A 16,179-nucleotide genomic window follows, 5' to 3' on the forward strand; every position below is an offset into this window, starting at 1 on the left:
GGTTTGGTTTTAGTTTAAAAAATATACGTTGCAGTAGAAATTCCCGGCATGGTAACAGAAGCGGTCTGCTGATTATATTTAATATTAAATGTCTTATCTCCGGTGTTGCTGTTCTGTACAATTAAAACCGTTTTCCCCTGAGGCGTCTTGAAAGCGACCGTTGAAAGGTTATCCCCTTGTGTGGAAGCAATTCTCTGAGAATTTGCCGGAACAAATTTTGAGGCATGGGCAATGATGTAATAGGCAACATTTTTATCATAACTTGATCCACCTGTGATTGTAACGGCACCTTTACATTGCGTACATCCGCCCGGCGTATGCGGTCCGAATGATGCATCATTGGCGACATTCCATTCCAATGCGTTTCTGCTCCAGTTCCTCATGGAACCGATGACAATATTTTTAACATGCCAGTCCAGATCTCCTGAGAAATTTCCGGTAGAGCTCGTCCACTGTTCCGTAAAATACACATTTTTATTCGGAAACAGGTTGTGGACGGTACCTAAGGCAGAAATATCCCCGGCGTATAAATGAAATGCCGAACCGTCTACGAAAGGATTTGCAGCCGGATCATTTAAAACAGCCAGCGGATAAGCCGGATTATCGCAATTGTGGTCATACGCGATAATCTTGGTATTGATGTTGGCAGCTTGAAAAGCCGGCCCTAAATGTGCTTTGATGAATGTTGCCTGATCTCCGGCCGTCATGTACATGCTCGGGTTGTTACCGGGATGCAACGGCTCGTTCTGAGGCGTGATGGCATCAATCTTAATGCCCTCAGCCTGCATAGCCTGGATGTATTTCACAAAGTATTTTGCATAAACACTGTAATACTCCGGTTTTAAGCTTCCTCCGATGCTGTTTCCGTTGTCTTTCATCCATACCGGGGCCGTCCACGGCGTAGCAAGGATTTTAATATTGGGATTGATTGCCAGAATATCCTTTAACATCTGAACAACGGCCTGGTCTTTCGTAAGGCTGAACTGTGCAAGGTTTGCATCGGTCTGGCCGGAAGGCAGATCATTGTAGGTAAAAACTTCACTGTTAAGATCGGAAGCCCCGATGCTGATCCGCAGGTAGCTTATCCCGATTCCCGAACTGCTGAACAGGTCATTTAGCAGTTCCTGTTTTTTGGCTGTGCTCAGCTGGTTGATCACCTGGACACTTCCTCCGGTAAGGGTATACCCGAACCCGTCCACTGTCTGGAATACCTGTGAAGCATCCACCTCAATGGTTGTTCCCGTACCAGCGGTTCCTGAAAAAGACGCATTGCCCTGCTGCTGGAGTTTTACGGACTGGTCTCCTTTGGTAAGCCATACCTGTATAGGGTCTCCCGTACCGGTTCCTGCTCCTGTTCCGCTTCCGGGATTATCATTATTCGATAAATCCGAAGATGTACTGCTGCAGTTTAAAAAAGAAAGAAGTGCTACACCGCAAAGCGCAGCACCTCTAAAGAAACTATATGAATGTTGTGATTTCATATTAAAATTTGTATGTAAGAATTATTGCATTCTGCGGAACTCCACTTTGTCTATGCTTAAGCTGTTAACGGTTTTTCCGCCGCATTTGATAACAAGATAGACGGTTCCAGTTGTCGTGGCTGTATAGACTCCACCGTTTTTATCACCGTTACAGCCAATAGCAGATATTTTATCGTCAAAAGCTGCTTTTCCGCAACCGTCCCATGTGTTAATATTTCTGTAAACATTACCACTGATATCCTGACCTTGTGCAGGAATACTGTTTACGACATACACTTCAAACCAGGTATCTTCCAGTGCAGTATTAGACTTTACGCTCATATCAATCGAATACTTCTGACCTGCTTCAACCTGTATCGGCTGATAAATAGCCTGCTGATTACTTCCAGTAGCTACAAAAGTGGCCATTCCTGTAGGATTGCTCAGTATCCACTGTGCTCCCGACGTACTGATGTTATGAACTGTCCATTTTGATGCATCAGCAGGCGTATCAAATCTTCCCCCTTTAATAATATTACCATAAACAGGATCAGAATTAGTAACAGTTATGGTTTTACTGTCTGTACCCGCGATAACGCCACCAATTCCTATTGCCTGGTGTTTTATTATATATATACCTTCATCAGGAAGAAATAAATCCTGTATATTTTTTCCTATTTTGAAAGCATCACCATCTATGCTCCATTTTGTCGTTATATAGTTATTGGCATTTGTTGTAAGCGTATATTTATTCTCTGTAATTTTTTTTACATTAAATGTGCCGTCTACCATATCCTGAGTAATACCGTTTCCGTCACCATCAATTGTATCAGGTGTACAAGCGGCAAAAGAAAGAACTGCAATACCCATCAGAAGACTCTTTGTAATATATTTAGCTATCATATTTATAGTTCAGAATTAATATTTAGGATTTTGTTTAAGAATCGTACCGGTAAGTTCTGTATAAGGAATTGGCATAATTTCGTTTTTACCTGCTACAAAGCCTTTAAATGCTAATGCTGAAGGAGCATCTCCCCATCTTACCAAATCGAAAAACCGATGTCCTTCTCCTATCAGTTCTCTTCTTCTTTCATCTTTAATTGCCTGTATAGAAACTGGAACTGATGCCAGTCCGACTCTTGCCCTTACTGCATCTAACAGAACTTGTGCTCTGGAGCCCGAACCGTTAAGTGCCTCAGCTTCCATAAGATAAGTATCTGCCAATCTTATCAGAATATAGTTTTTTCTGAAATTTAATTCCCAAGCACCTGGCAAAGTTGTTTTTTCACTTAATGTAGGAAGATATTTATTAAGAAAATATCCTGAATCCATATATGCACCAGAGTAATCAGCCTTACCCTGCTGTTTTAATGATTTTATGTTCATAATGGATGCATTGAGTCTCGGATCTCCCTGCATAAAATTAAAAAGATTTTCTGTAACAGGATTAAATGCCCATCCGGCTATAAGATCCGGGGCATCATCTTTAAGCTTACTGTAGCCTCTTGGAGCCGTCATAATACAGATTGAATTTCCTTCATCTTTACCTTGTCCCCAAAAACCCCAGTCTGAACTTCCCTGATTAGTATGCATTACTTCAAAAATAGATTCGGTAGTAAACTTGTTATCTGTAACCCAGAGATCTGCAAAGTTCTGTACAAGTTTATAACCATATTGGCTGCTTGTTCCGGGAGTACCATTAACAGATGCTAATTGTGCAGCAGCTTCAGCTTTCTTATTTTCATACAGATATACTTTTCCCAACAGTGCTTTCGCAGCACCTTGTGTAAGCCTTCCTCTTTCTACACCGCTCACTGTAGCAGGCAGATTGGGAATTGCAGCCAGCAAATCCTGCTCTATCTGTGTGTATACTGCGGCAGGAGTAGCTTGAGGAATATTATAATAATCATCTGTTGCCTTTATTTCTTTAAGGATAAGCGGAATATTACCGAAGGTACGGAGAAGATCGAAATAATATAAAGCTCTAAGAGTTTTTGCTTCTGCTGTGAATCTATTCTTAACGGCATCACTCATATCTGCCTGAGGAATTTTTTCGATAAGCACATTTGCTCTTGAAATTCCCTGATAATAATCTCTCCAGTAACTTGCTGGTATGGTATTCGGATTAATTTGAAAATTAGATATCCCCTGAATTCCGGCCCCGTCTGTACCACTTCCTCCTCCTGCATAGAAGTCATCTGAACCTGCATTAAAGAAAGTTACCATGTTTTCAAATCCTCCTGCATATTTCCGTACAACATCATAAGTACCAACCAATGCGAAAAAGCATTCTTGCTCATTTCTGAAAAAGCTGTCTGTAGGAAATGCTCCCAAGTATTTTACATCTTCGATATTTTCATTATTACATGAAACACCGGTAATTGCCAGTCCTAAAAAAAGTGACGCAGCTATGCTTATTTTATAAATTTTATTTTTCATTGTTAATTTTTTAGAATGTAATATTCGCACCGAAAATAAATGTTCTTGCCTGCGGATAGTAAGCTCTGTCAATACCAAAGCTGTCACCTGCTGCGATTTCAGGATCATATCCCGTATATTTTGTAAATGTAAACAAGTTTTCTGCAGTTACATAAAGACGAAGTTTACCCACACCGAAATTTTGTGTCATGGTTTGTGGAAGAGTATACCCAAGCTGAATCAACTTTACTCTCACATAATCTCCTTTTTGCAAATAATAACCTGACATCCATGTGTAATTATGATTGGTATCATCAACCGTTACCCTTGGTGTAGAATTTGAAGTGCCCTCGCCTGTCCATCGGTCTAAAATTGCTGTCTGGTAATTGGCATTTAACAGATCAAGCCTTCTTAAACCCTGAAAAATTTTATTACCTGCCTGGCCCTGTGCAAATACCATAAAATCCCAATTTTTATAATTCAGATTAACGGTCATCCCGAAAGTGAATTTAGGTACAGAATTTCCGAGATTCACTTTATCAGCATCTGTAATTCTTCCATCTCCATTAGCATCTGCCCAGATAAAGTCTCCAGGTTTAGCATCTGGAAGAATCATTTGTCCGTTGGCGTTTACATAAGAGTTAATCTGAGCTTGGTTTTGGAAAATCCCTAATGTATTATATCCATAAAATGAACCATAAGATTCTCCTACCTGGATTCTTGATACTGGTCCCATAGACTGAAATCCGGGGCCATCAATATAGTCTCTGCCTTGTTCAAGTCTTGTAACGGTATTTTTCAGATAGGCGAAATTTCCGTTTACAGATACACCCCAATCAGACCAGTTTTTCTTATATCCCAATTCTACCTCTACTCCTTCATTCTCCATATCACCTATATTCGCTGTCGGAGCTACTGTTACACCAACATATCCCGGAATATAAATTTGCCTTAGGATATCAGAGGTTTTTTTCTTATAATAATCTACTGTTAAGTTAAAATTATTTAGGAACCTAAAGTCGGCGGCAAAGTTTAGCTGCGAAGTAGTTTCCCATTTCAAATCAGGATTTGCTAAAGTGTTAGGCAGGTATCCGGGCTGTATAACTTCAGTACCTGAACTGTTATAAAAAGGATAGTTAGCTCCCGATACATAGAAGCTTGCAAATTGGAAATCATTAATTCCGTCATTTCCTAAAATACCATATCCTCCACGAAGTTTAAGCGTATTAATGATTTTGTTTTCAGGCCAAAAGCTTTCATTATTTACATTCCAGCCAAGGGAAAATGCAGGAAATGTTCCCCAATGATTATTCGCTCCGAATTTTGAAGAACCATCTCTTCGCAATGTTCCTGTAAATAAATATTTATTATCATAATCATATATTATCCTTCCGAAATATGATACTTTATGCGTATTGATGTTATCCCAAGCATTGACTGTCTGATTTGCTCTTCCCACATCAAAATTAAATGAAGCATCCAAATAGCTCGAAATAGGCAGATTACTGTGCGTTACAGTTTGTCCGAAACCGATATTATATTCGTAATACCCATTACCTGCTAGCAGGTTCAGATTGTGTTTACCAAATCTTTTTTGATAGTTAATTGTATTTTCCAGACTCCACTCAAACTTTTCCTGATTCGTTCTGCTAAGGCTGTTTACTCCTAAATTACTATAATTAGCACTTAAATAATACAGAGGAGTAAAATTCTTATTTCCCCAATATGCTTTTTTCCCGTTGATCGATGATCTGAAAGTAAGATCTTTCATAACCTTTAGATCTGCAAACACATTAGCAATAAAATCATCGCTCCATCCGGTATTGCCCAGTTGAGTATATCTGAAAGCAAGAGGATTTGTCATTTCATTCTGAACAAGACTGGAAATACCATATGGGACTCCATTGGCATCTTTTACTACAAAAGGCCTTGCAGCCAGAGGAACACTGGAAATGTCAGGATTAAGAATAGGTGTTGTAGGATCCAGATTAACTGCAGAGCTCAATGGTCCTCCAAATTCTCCATTGGAATTGATTCCCTGTGATTTTGTATGTGTGTATGCTAATGTTTGTCCTACTGTAAGCCAGTTCGTGAGTTTATGAGTAGAGTTTAAACGTGCTGTAAGTCTTTTGTAATATGAAATATCACTCATTACGATACCGGTCTGATCATAATACCCAAAAGATCCGTAGAATGTTGACTTCTCGTTGCCTCCGTTGATACTGAATTCATGGTTTGATCTTTCACTTGTATTGAAAATTACATCCTGCCAATCTGTTCCGGCTCCTAAGGATTGCGGGTTACTGAATTTTGGAGCTTGGCCACCATTTACATATGCCTCATTCAGAATCGTTGCATACTGTGTAGCATTTAAAAGGTCTAATTTCCTAGAAGCATTACCGATGCCGTAAAATCCATTATAGCTTAAATTAAGCCTTCCTCGTTTTCCTTTTTTAGTAGTGACCAGAATTACACCTCTGGCCGCCGAAACTCCGTAAATGGCAGATGATGCACCATCTTTTAAGACTTCAATATTTTCTATATCAGATTGATTCAGCCAACCGATTCCGTCAACAACAATTCCATCAACCACCCAAAGAGGGTCATTGCTTGCTCCGAAACTGGTAATCCCTCTTACACGGATTGTTGCTCCGGATCCCGGCTGTCCGGAATTGGTAATTACATTCACACCGGCTGCCCTGCCCTGAAGTACCTGCTCCGGCTTACCCGCAGGAATGTTTTCAATGTCACTCGCCTTGATGCTGGAAATGGCTCCCGTTACATTGCTTTTCTTCTGGGTACCGTAGCCGATCATTACCACTTCCTCGATTTTGGTCTCCTTGGAAACGGTGTCATTCGATGTGTTCTGGGCACTGAAATTTGCCGTAAAGTAGAGCACGGCAACCATCCCTAAACTTCTAGATATTTTTACATTCATATACAGTTAGTTTTTTAATTCTCAAATTGAGACAATAAAAATATATTTTTTTTTAAATAATTAACATTATCTTAATAAATATTTTAATTTTTCCTTTATTTTTGGGACTTCAAAGGCCTATTTTTTCCCGTACTTTTCATAAAAAATCATAAAAAGCAATAAAATTAATCCCCAAAATGATGACCAGCACTGCCCGAATCTCCCTTCCGCTGAAACTTACTTTTCTTATTTTTTCAATGGTGCTTAATTGTATGGGCCTGGTTATCCTGCAGCTTTCGGAGGCAAAAATCACCTTCGAAAAACTCGGTTTCCTGGAATCTTTCAAAGATCTGCCGATTGCTTTTATCTCCCTTTTTGCCGTCAATTTCATCAGCAGGTTCGGGACTAAAAAATCACTCATTCTTGCCCTGTCCATTGTCGGGATCTGCTCATTAATCCTGCCGTTCGTGGAAGTATTCTGGTTTTATAAATTATGGTTTGCCATTGTCGGGACCTGTTTTGCCATCGGGAAGATTTGTGTATACGGAATACTCAGGCACAATATTTCAGATGAGAAATCTTTAGCCAGGACCATGAACAGTGTCGAGGCTTCTTTCATGATCGGCATTTTCGTTGTGAACATCGGTTTCGGATCGCTTATTTCCAGCCGCTTTTCAGAATTCTGGAAATTCGGTTTCTTATCCATTTCATTACTGTCAGCTATTACAATCTTCCTGTTTTTAAAGCTTCCTGTCTCAGAATCTGTGCCTACTGAAAAAGAGAGCATGCTCAGAGAACTTTCAAAACTGGTTAATCCTCTGATGGCTCTATTTTTAGCCATTATTTTCTCCATCGTATTCATAGAACAGAGCTTTAATTCCTGGCTGCCTTCATTTTATAAGAACCATCTGAAGGTAAATTCTTTTTTCTCGCTCCAGGCTACATCACTCATGGCTGTTTTTTCCTATATCGGAAGAATCATTACAGCTAATCTGATCCAAAGGTTTGCCCTGTCGAAATATTATACCGCCTGCCTCTCGCTCATTATGCTGGTACTGGCTGTCATCAGCGGTATCCAGTTCTTCGGTGCAGATGATGCAGAAATACTATTGTTTTTATTCCCCGTTACCGGCCTTTTCCTTTCACCGCTGTATCCTGTGATCAGTTCGAAAATGATCGCCCGGGTAGACAAAAGCAGGACCCACCTTTTCACTTCACTGATTGTCATTTTCTCATCTCTGGGAAGTTCTGTAAGTTCTATTATGATGTCTGTTCTGTTCGGAAACCGGATGCTGGGCTATTATTCACTGTACATTCTGTCGGCCGTTACCGTACTGCTGATCATAAGTTTGATTTATTTTAAGCTTGCAGACCGTACTTTTGAAAAATAATTTTATTTTTACTGACATGAAAACCAAAAACGAAAAAAACAAAGAAACCCTTCAGGAACTTATCGATACAAAGGACTTTGTAGCACACATATCGGTAGACTGCACCATATTTGGTTTTCATAACAATATCCTGAAAGTCCTGCTTCTTAAGTACCACGACCTGAATCTGTGGTCGCTGCCCGGAGGTTTCGTATTCAATGATGAAGATCTCCGGGAGGCCGCTGCGCGGGTTTTACACGAGAGGACGCATCTTAAGGATATTTTCCTTAAACAGTTCCATACCTTCGGAAGAATTGACCGGACTGAAAACAATGTCCATCAGATTCTTCTCAATAACAAAGGCATTGAAGTCCCTAAGGACCACTGGATTTTCCAGCGGTTTGTTACAGTCGGATACTGCAGCCTGATTGATTTTTCAATGGCCAATACATTTCCCGATGCTTTTAACGAAAGCTGTGAATGGTTTGAAGTAAACAAACTTCCGCAGATGGCTTTCGACCATGACCGCATTATCGAAACCGGACTGGAATACCTGAGGATGAACATCAATACCGAAGTGGCGGCGAGCAACCTTTTACCGGAAAAATTTACGATGAAAGACTTACAGTCGCTCTATGAAACCATTTTAGGGGAATCGTTCAGAAGAAACAATTTCCAGCGCAAGATCTTAAGCCTTAATATTTTGGAAAGGCTGGAAAAGCTGTATGACGGCTCTGCCAACAAAGCGCCGTATTTATACAAGTTTAAAAACAGGATTTACCATCCTGCCAACCAGTACCCTATTTCCAACGAAGATGAACATTAGGATGGTTCCGATGATCACTGCCCTTATAATTTAACCCTTTCATTGCCAGCTGATAAAATGCATGTAAAAAAAATTTCCATGAACTCGTGAAAAGTGCTATTTTTAGGAAAATTAAATTACAATGTCATATTATCCCCTTACAAGCATACCTGACTATTACGGGATTGATGCTTTACTTACCGAAGAACATAAGCTGATCCGTCAATCGGTCAGAGACTGGGTAGAAAGTTCTGTTATGCCGCGGATTGACCAGGCAGCCCAGGATCATACCGATATTGCGGGACTGATGAAGGAATTGGGACAAATCGGGGCTTTAGGCCCTTATATACCGGTTGAGTACGGAGGTTCCGGTCTTGACCAGATTTCTTACGGCCTTATCATGCAGGAACTGGAAAGAGGAGATTCTGCGGTACGTTCAGCAGCTTCAGTGCAGAGTTCGCTGGTGATGTTCCCGATCAATGAATTCGGTTCTGAAGAGCAGAAAAAGAAATACCTGCCTCAGCTGGCTGCCGGGGAAATGATCGGATCTTTCGGATTGACCGAGCCTAACCACGGTTCAGACCCGGGGTCTATGGAGACTAATTTTAAAGATATGGGCGACCACTACCTTCTGAACGGGGCTAAAATGTGGATCACCAATTCGCCGCTTTGCGATATCGCGGTGGTCTGGGGCAAAAATGAAGAAGGGAAAGTGCAGGGACTGATCGTTGAAAGGGGCATGGAAGGCTTTACTACTCCGGAAACCCATAACAAATGGAGCTTAAGGGCTTCCAAAACGGGTGAACTGGTATTCAATAACGTAAAGGTGCCTAAAGAAAACCTGCTTCCGGGTGTTACCGGACTGAAAGGGCCTTTATCCTGCCTGAATTCCGCCAGATACGGGATATCCTGGGGCGTTATCGGGGCAGCCATTGACTGCTACTGTACCGCAGTGCAGTATTCCAAAGAAAGAAGGCAGTTCGGGAAACCGATTGGCTCCTACCAGCTGCAGCAGAAAAAACTGGCTGAATTCTTAACGGAGATTACCAAGGCACAGTTACTTTGCTTACAGCTGGGCAACCTTAAAAACGACCATAAAGCAACACCGGCCCAGATTTCAATGGCGAAAAGAAACAATGTAAAAATGGCCATCGATATCGCAAGGGAATCCCGGCAGATCTTAGGCGGAATGGGAATCATGGGTGAATTTCCGATGATGAGGCATGCTGCCAACCTGGAATCCGTTATTACTTATGAAGGTACCCACGATGTTCATCTGCTGATTACAGGCATGGATATTACCGGGATCAATGCTTTCTAAATATTGAATAAATGTAAACAATAAAGAGCCTGATATTTTATCAGGCTCTTTATTGTTCAGTAAAAGGTTTATATTAACCGGAATACGGCTTCAGCCTTTCAATAAAATTAATATCCGGATTCAGGATTTCTTTAATCAGGCTTTTTACCGATTTCATGGCCACGTCGATATCCCCTTTTTCAAACTGAAGGGAAATGACCCCTTTCTTCGCTTCGGCAAAACTCCAGATTCCCGTCTCTATCGGGAATCCCCAGAATTCGGGGAGGTTCTGCACAACGTATTGATAAATACACAGCTGCAGGGCCTGTTTCCGGTCATTGTTATGGAAATATTCATCTGCTTTGTCGTCATCTATTTTGACTACCAGGTTTTTGATCTTTGCCGTTTTATAATCGATAATCCTCAGCGTGCCGTTCAGCCTGTCGATCCTGTCTATAAACCCGAAAAAAGAAATTTTGTCCTGTCCGTCAAGAGTGAAATCCACTCCTTCAAACCTCTTTTCAATATCAAGAATTTCCAGTGTATTTCCGCTTTTCACCAGATCAAGATCATAGTCCAAGATATTTTTAATTACTTTTTTAGCAATTGCCTTATGGATAAAGTTCATGCCTTTTTCATAAAATTCCGGCTGGTGCTTCAGCTTATTAATTGCGCCTTCTATATATTGATCTATTGCTTCGACCGACCGCTTTAAGTCACTTTCCTTCAATATTTTGCCTTTCAATGCTTCATAAATATCCTGAAGGGTGTAATGCACGAGATTCCCGTAATTCCTTACCGATAATTCTTCTTCGATTTCATCGCTTTCCGAAGTATTCAGGATCTTGGAAAGGTAAAAATCAATGGGATTGTATAAATAGCTTGTCAGATGGGAAGCCGAAACTTTCTTCTTCCACTGCTCAAGCCTTGCCAGGACAACCGGTGTTTTTGAGACCTCAATAGGCTGGGTCATGATCGGTTCAGAAGAATTTTCAATGATCAGGTGCTCAATATGGTGTGAACTTTCCATTTCGATCTGCGTAATGAACCTGCTTTTTTCCCCGGTATTGACCCCGGAGCTTAATGCATTGAATAAAAGGTGCACATTCTTGGCATCCTGGATCAGGCGGTAAAAATGATAGGCATAAATACTGTCATTCTCCAGAAAAGTATGAAGATCAAAAAACTTCCTGATGTCAAAAGGAATATAGGTGTTCTGGGAATTTCCCAGCGGTAATTTGCCTTCATTCACAGAAAGCAGGATCACATTTTCAAAATTCAGAAGACGGGTTTCCAGAAGTCCCATTACCTGAAGTCCCTGAAGAGGCTCGCCCTGGAAATCAATACTCTCCGAATTGATGTGCTGGTTGATCAGGATTTCCAGGGTTTCCATTTTAATCTCGAAGCTGTAAGGGGAAAGCTGGTTCCTGATCATCCTGAACGCATTCTCGAAGTGGGAAACGTTTTCATATTGTATATCATCAATTTCCAGCCATTTTATCTGCTGGCAAAAGGCAATTAATGAATCAAGATACATATTGGTTGACTCAGCTTTCTGAAGCAGGTTGTAATATGAAAGTTCCCCCAGCAATTCCTGCATGAGCTTTTTTGAGATGTAAACAATATTCCTCTGTTCAATACCGGCTTTAAAATTATTGATGATCTGATCATCCTCCGCAGATTTCGGAAGCTCTTCAAGAATCGGGTAAACATCCCGGTAATAATAGGAAGACCTGTTTTTTTCCAGCTGCTTCTGGAGATAGAAAAGCTGCCTGACCGCGTTGGAGAAAGAAAGGTTCTTCAAAGGGAAACCCATGGTAATATTCAGGTTCTGAACCCCATGCATGGCATCCAGGCTGGCCGGAAGCAGGTTCTCATCCAATAAGACAACAGCCGTATTGGAGTAGGTTTTGTTCTCTATTTCATTAAGGATTTCCGGAAGGATCTTGGTCTGGGAAATATTTCCGGAGACTTCATAAACCTTTATGTTTTTCGGCTGGTTAAAATCTTCTTCAATCCACCGGAAAGGACGCTCGTCGGTAAATTCTTTCCACGTTTTATGGTTCCTCATAAATTTACCGGCTTCCTGCCTTTCATCATCAAAATAATAACGGTCTGCCTGGAAAAAGCACTGTGCCCTGTTCCACTGCAGAAGGCTGCGTACCAGCTTCTCCTCCACCGGAGTAAAAGCGTTGAAACCGCAGAAAACAAACTGCTGCCGTGTATTTTTAGCAAAATCAACAACCTTTTTATCTGCCGTCTCATGGATCATGCCGGAGGTGGCCCAGTTTTTTTCCTTTAACCTTTTCTTGAGGACAGGCAGGTAAATATTCATGTTTTTCCAGAACGTAAGGAACTTTTTTCTCGGCACATCATCATCTTCCCCGAGATCCTGTGCCCATTCCTTGATCCTTTCTTCATCAAACATATACTCAAGAACCGCTTCATCGTTCCCTGAAAACTTCAGGATATCATCCCAGTCTTTCTGTAACGTGGGAAACCATTTCAGGAATTCGGAAAATTCATCTTTGGGGATCAGGTTCAGGCTCTTGTATACATCAAAGGCAAACAGCCACAGGGAAATGCCCTTGATTTCCTGTTTATCTGCAATATGGCCGACCAGCTCTTCGATGGTATAAAAATGAGGAAGAAATCCGGAGTAATTATTTTCTTCAAGAATCCGGCGGATAAACACCACAGGCCTTTTACCGGGCAGCACCATACTGAAATCCGAAAGATCAGGGTTCTGTGCCAGTAATTCGGTGATGACTTTATTAAGGAATTTCAAGATGCTTTATGGCTTTTGTAGTTTTCTAATTCTTCAGCAATAATACGATTATATTCCGACTGTTTTTCTTCCAGCATCCCGTTTTTGGTTTCTGCATCATAGGTCTTCTGGAAAGCCTGGTATTCTTTGAGAATACGGTTGTAGGTGGATTTAAAATATTTGTCAAAATCCGAAGACGTCCTGATCTTTTCCGCAATTTCCTTCCGCAGCTTGCGTGCGAAAACTTCGGCCGCATCAAAATGCTTCTGCTCATGCAGGAGGACATAATTATTGATCCGTTTTACATCTTTCCAGGATTGGTTTTCATTAAAAATAGTTTCAACCTTTATCTTAATAGGCGCTTTGGGGTTTGAAGATTTCACGTAAGAGTAAGACCAGCCACAGTTGGTATAGGCTACTACATTGGTACCCGACTGGTTGTTGGTCCTGCTTTTAAAATTATCCCAGGTAAGTTTCCTGCCCTCTTCCCAATATATTTTCTGTCCGTATAAAATATTGGAAATCAGAAAACAGGCTGCAAAAATCCATTTCATGTATTTATTTATTCAACTACAATTGTTTTGGTGATCCAGCCGTTGCCGCCGTTCCAGAATTTAAAAGTATAAGTCCCTTTCTGGCGCGGGCTGAAATTAATCCGGCTGGCTGCTGTGTAACTGTTTTGTGTGCAGGGCCCGTTTGTCCTGTATTTATAGGCGGTAACCGTCCTTGTCAGGTTATCGCTCTGAACATAATCATACCCATAAAACCCTTCACATTTGGACGGGTACGTGGAGTACGTCCTTATGCTCTGAATCCCGTAAACATCCATGGTGTCACTGTCAATTTTTACACTGTCAATTTTAATCTTATCTGCAGATTCTATCGTCTGATAGTCGTCATCGTCATGACACGATGCTAAAAATAACCCTAAAACCAATGCAGAAAACCCAACAGAGAAAAGATTTTTCATAACTACAATTTTTTGATTATCAGTACTATTCCATCAAACAGTATTCCCCGGCAGCCTCTATTTAAGAATTAAAATTACCTTTTGACACGTAGACTACTTTTTTGGTATCAAAAAATTCTTCATCAAAATAATTTTTGAGTGAGAAAATTTCACACCTGAGGCCCGCGAGCTCTTCGGCAAGGTCACCGCCTTTCAGATATAAAATCCCGTTGTGCCTGGTATTGAACTGTTCTTTTTCAAATTTGCCTTTCAGCCACTTTAAAAATTCCGGCATCTGCGTTACGGCCCGGCTTACCACAAAATGGAATTTTTCCTTTACTTTCTCAGCCCTTCCGTGAATGGCCGTCACGTTCTTGAGTCCCGTCCCTTCTGCTACCGCCTGCACCACGCTGATTTTCTTACCGATGGAATCAATCAGGGTGAATTCGGTTTCCGGAAACAAGATCGCCAAAGGGATTCCGGGAAAGCCGCCGCCGGTCCCGATATCCAGAACCTTTGTTCTCGGAGCAAACTCCATCACTTTTGCGATTCCCAATGAATGTAAAATATGCTTTTCGTACAGAGATTCCATATCTTTTCTGGAAATTACATTGATTTTTTCATTCCATTCATGGTACAGGCCTTCCAGCTTATCAAACTGTTCGATCTGTTTTTCTGTGAGTTCAGGAAAGTATTTTAATAATAACGTTGTAGACATGTGAAATATTATAAAAAGCAAAAATAAGTTTTTATTCATATTGTATTCAAATTAAGAGCTTGTTTTTAAATGGAATTCAGAATATGATTTATCCCAAGTTACCTTAATCAGAGGGATTTTGTTTAAAATCACAGCAATATGTTTCCGGTGGACTTCAAAATTTTTTCTAAAGTTTCAAGGCTAAAATGTAAACCGGCTCTAAGTTTTTATTATATATTTGTTCAAATGCAAAAATTTTATGAATAAACTTTCAGAAAGGGTCGAGAGATTAGGATATTCTCAAACCTTTGTCATGTCAAATAAGGCCAGAGAAATGAAAGCCAGCGGAATAGATGTTATCAGCCTTACCCTCGGCGAGCCGGATTTTGATGTTCCCGACAATATAAAGCAGGCCGCTTTTGATGCCATCAACCAAAACTACAGCCACTACTCCCCTGTTCCGGGATTCTTGGAACTTCGGGAAGCCATTTCCCATAAACTGAAAAGAGACAATCATTTAGACTATAAACCCGCACAGATCTGTGTGTCGAACGGCGCAAAACAGGCCATTTTAAATGTCCTGGCAGCACTTCTTAACGACGGTGACGAAGTGATCCTTCCCAATCCGTACTGGGTAAGCTATGATGAGATGGTAAAAATGATGGGCGGGACTTCCGTAATGCTTCCCACTTCTTATGTTACTGATTTCAAAATTACAGCCGAGCAGCTTGAAGAAGCAATCACGGATAAAACCAAAGCGGTCCTGTTCAGTTCCCCGTGCAACCCTTCCGGAGGCTATTACACCTATGACGAACTGAAATCCCTGGCTAAAGTGATTGCCAAATACCCTCACGTCACGGTAATTTCAGACGAAATCTACGAATACATCAACTACGAAACAAAAACTGCTTCCATCGCCCAGTTTCCGGAAGTCTATGAGCAGACCGCCGTGATCAACGGAATGTCCAAGGCATTTGCCATGACAGGCTGGAGAATCGGGTATTCCGCATGCCCGGAATGGCTTGCGAAGGCCTGTGAGAAAATCCAGGGCCAGATGACCAGCGGGGCAAATACGGTGGCACAGAGAGCTTCCATTGTTGCTTTGAAAACCGATCCTTCGGAGTATAAATATATGATTGATGCTTTCCGTAAAAGAAGGGACCTGGTGTATGATTTAATTACAGAAATCCCGGGGTTCAAAGTGGTCCTGCCGAAAGCGGCATTTTACTTTTTTCCGGATGTTTCCTATTACATCGGGAAAACACTTGACGGGACGGAAATTAAGGATGCTGATGATTTTGCGATGTTTATTTTACAGAATGCCCATGTAGGATGTGTCGGCGGCGTATCTTTCGGAAGCCCGGAATGCATCAGGTTTTCTTATGCGGCATCAGAAGAAGATTTAACGGAAGCGATGGGCAGGATAAAAAAACTGCTGGCGAAATTCAATTAAATAAAAGGCAAGGAATCAAATAATACCCACTAAAGTTTAACTA

The 16,179-nt window shown here is 41.0% G+C and carries 12 protein-coding genes; 4 read left to right on the forward strand and 8 right to left on the reverse strand.

The annotated features are described in order from the left end of the window. Nucleotides 1–14: 14 nt before the first annotated feature. Genes SD427_RS10670 through SD427_RS10685 form a run of 4 tightly spaced genes read right to left on the reverse strand, consistent with a single transcriptional unit; the run spans nucleotide 15 to nucleotide 6,816 of the window. Nucleotides 15–1,481, reverse strand: a complete 1,467-nt coding sequence (locus SD427_RS10670) for a glycoside hydrolase family 30 protein (RefSeq protein WP_320557779.1) — start codon at nucleotides 1,479–1,481, stop codon at nucleotides 15–17. Nucleotides 1,482–1,502: 21 nt separating this feature from the next. Beyond that, entirely contained in the window at nucleotides 1,503–2,363 is an 861-nt protein-coding gene (locus SD427_RS10675; RefSeq protein ID WP_320557780.1) for a hypothetical protein, read from the reverse strand. Nucleotides 2,364–2,378: 15 nt separating this feature from the next. Further along, nucleotides 2,379–3,986 carry a RagB/SusD family nutrient uptake outer membrane protein gene (locus tag SD427_RS10680; protein WP_320557781.1) on the reverse strand — a complete coding sequence of 536 codons (1,608 nt, stop codon included), beginning with the start codon at nucleotides 3,984–3,986 and terminating at the stop codon, nucleotides 2,379–2,381. Further along, on the reverse strand, nucleotides 3,910–6,816 hold the full coding sequence (locus tag SD427_RS10685) for a TonB-dependent receptor (protein WP_320557782.1): 2,907 nt from the start codon (nucleotides 6,814–6,816) through the stop codon (nucleotides 3,910–3,912). Before SD427_RS10685 ends, SD427_RS10680 begins: the two co-directional genes overlap by 77 nt. A 176-nt stretch (nucleotides 6,817–6,992) precedes the next feature. Between SD427_RS10685 and SD427_RS10690 the strand changes: the two genes are divergently transcribed. The 3 genes from SD427_RS10690 (at nucleotide 6,993) to SD427_RS10700 (ending at nucleotide 10,291) form a co-directional block, all read left to right on the forward strand. Next, a complete protein-coding gene (locus SD427_RS10690) occupies nucleotides 6,993–8,186 on the forward strand; it encodes an MFS transporter (RefSeq protein WP_320557783.1) in 1,194 nt (397 codons plus the stop codon). Nucleotides 8,187–8,202: 16 nt separating this feature from the next. After that, on the forward strand, nucleotides 8,203–8,991 hold the full coding sequence (locus tag SD427_RS10695) for an NUDIX hydrolase (protein WP_320557784.1): 789 nt from the start codon (nucleotides 8,203–8,205) through the stop codon (nucleotides 8,989–8,991). Between the two features lie 121 nt (nucleotides 8,992–9,112). Continuing rightward, nucleotides 9,113–10,291, forward strand: a complete 1,179-nt coding sequence (locus tag SD427_RS10700) for an acyl-CoA dehydrogenase family protein (RefSeq protein WP_320557785.1) — start codon at nucleotides 9,113–9,115, stop codon at nucleotides 10,289–10,291. Between the two features lie 73 nt (nucleotides 10,292–10,364). Here the strand turns inward: SD427_RS10700 and SD427_RS10705 are convergent, their stop codons facing one another. From SD427_RS10705 to rsmG, 4 genes are all read right to left on the reverse strand, one after another. Next, complete coding sequence (locus tag SD427_RS10705; RefSeq protein WP_320557786.1) at nucleotides 10,365–13,058, reverse strand: PD-(D/E)XK nuclease family protein; 2,694 nt, start codon at nucleotides 13,056–13,058, stop codon at nucleotides 10,365–10,367. Continuing rightward, a complete protein-coding gene (locus SD427_RS10710; RefSeq protein ID WP_320557787.1) occupies nucleotides 13,055–13,591 on the reverse strand; it encodes a DUF922 domain-containing protein in 537 nt (178 codons plus the stop codon). Before SD427_RS10710 ends, SD427_RS10705 begins: the two co-directional genes overlap by 4 nt. 8 nt (nucleotides 13,592–13,599) lie before the next feature. Beyond that, nucleotides 13,600–14,007: a hypothetical protein gene (locus tag SD427_RS10715; protein ID WP_320557788.1), complete on the reverse strand. Its 408-nt coding sequence runs from the start codon at nucleotides 14,005–14,007 to the stop codon at nucleotides 13,600–13,602. Between the two features lie 61 nt (nucleotides 14,008–14,068). Beyond that, nucleotides 14,069–14,704, reverse strand: a complete 636-nt coding sequence (rsmG, locus tag SD427_RS10720; protein WP_320557789.1) for a 16S rRNA (guanine(527)-N(7))-methyltransferase RsmG — start codon at nucleotides 14,702–14,704, stop codon at nucleotides 14,069–14,071. Nucleotides 14,705–14,942: 238 nt separating this feature from the next. Between rsmG and SD427_RS10725 the strand changes: the two genes are divergently transcribed. Beyond that, nucleotides 14,943–16,136, forward strand: coding sequence for a pyridoxal phosphate-dependent aminotransferase (locus SD427_RS10725; RefSeq protein ID WP_320557790.1), 1,194 nt, complete (start codon nucleotides 14,943–14,945; stop codon nucleotides 16,134–16,136). Nucleotides 16,137–16,179 lie beyond the last annotated feature (43 nt).

The sequence above is a fragment of the Chryseobacterium sp. JJR-5R genome (assembly GCF_034047335.1).
GTDB lineage: Bacteria > Bacteroidota > Bacteroidia > Flavobacteriales > Weeksellaceae > Chryseobacterium.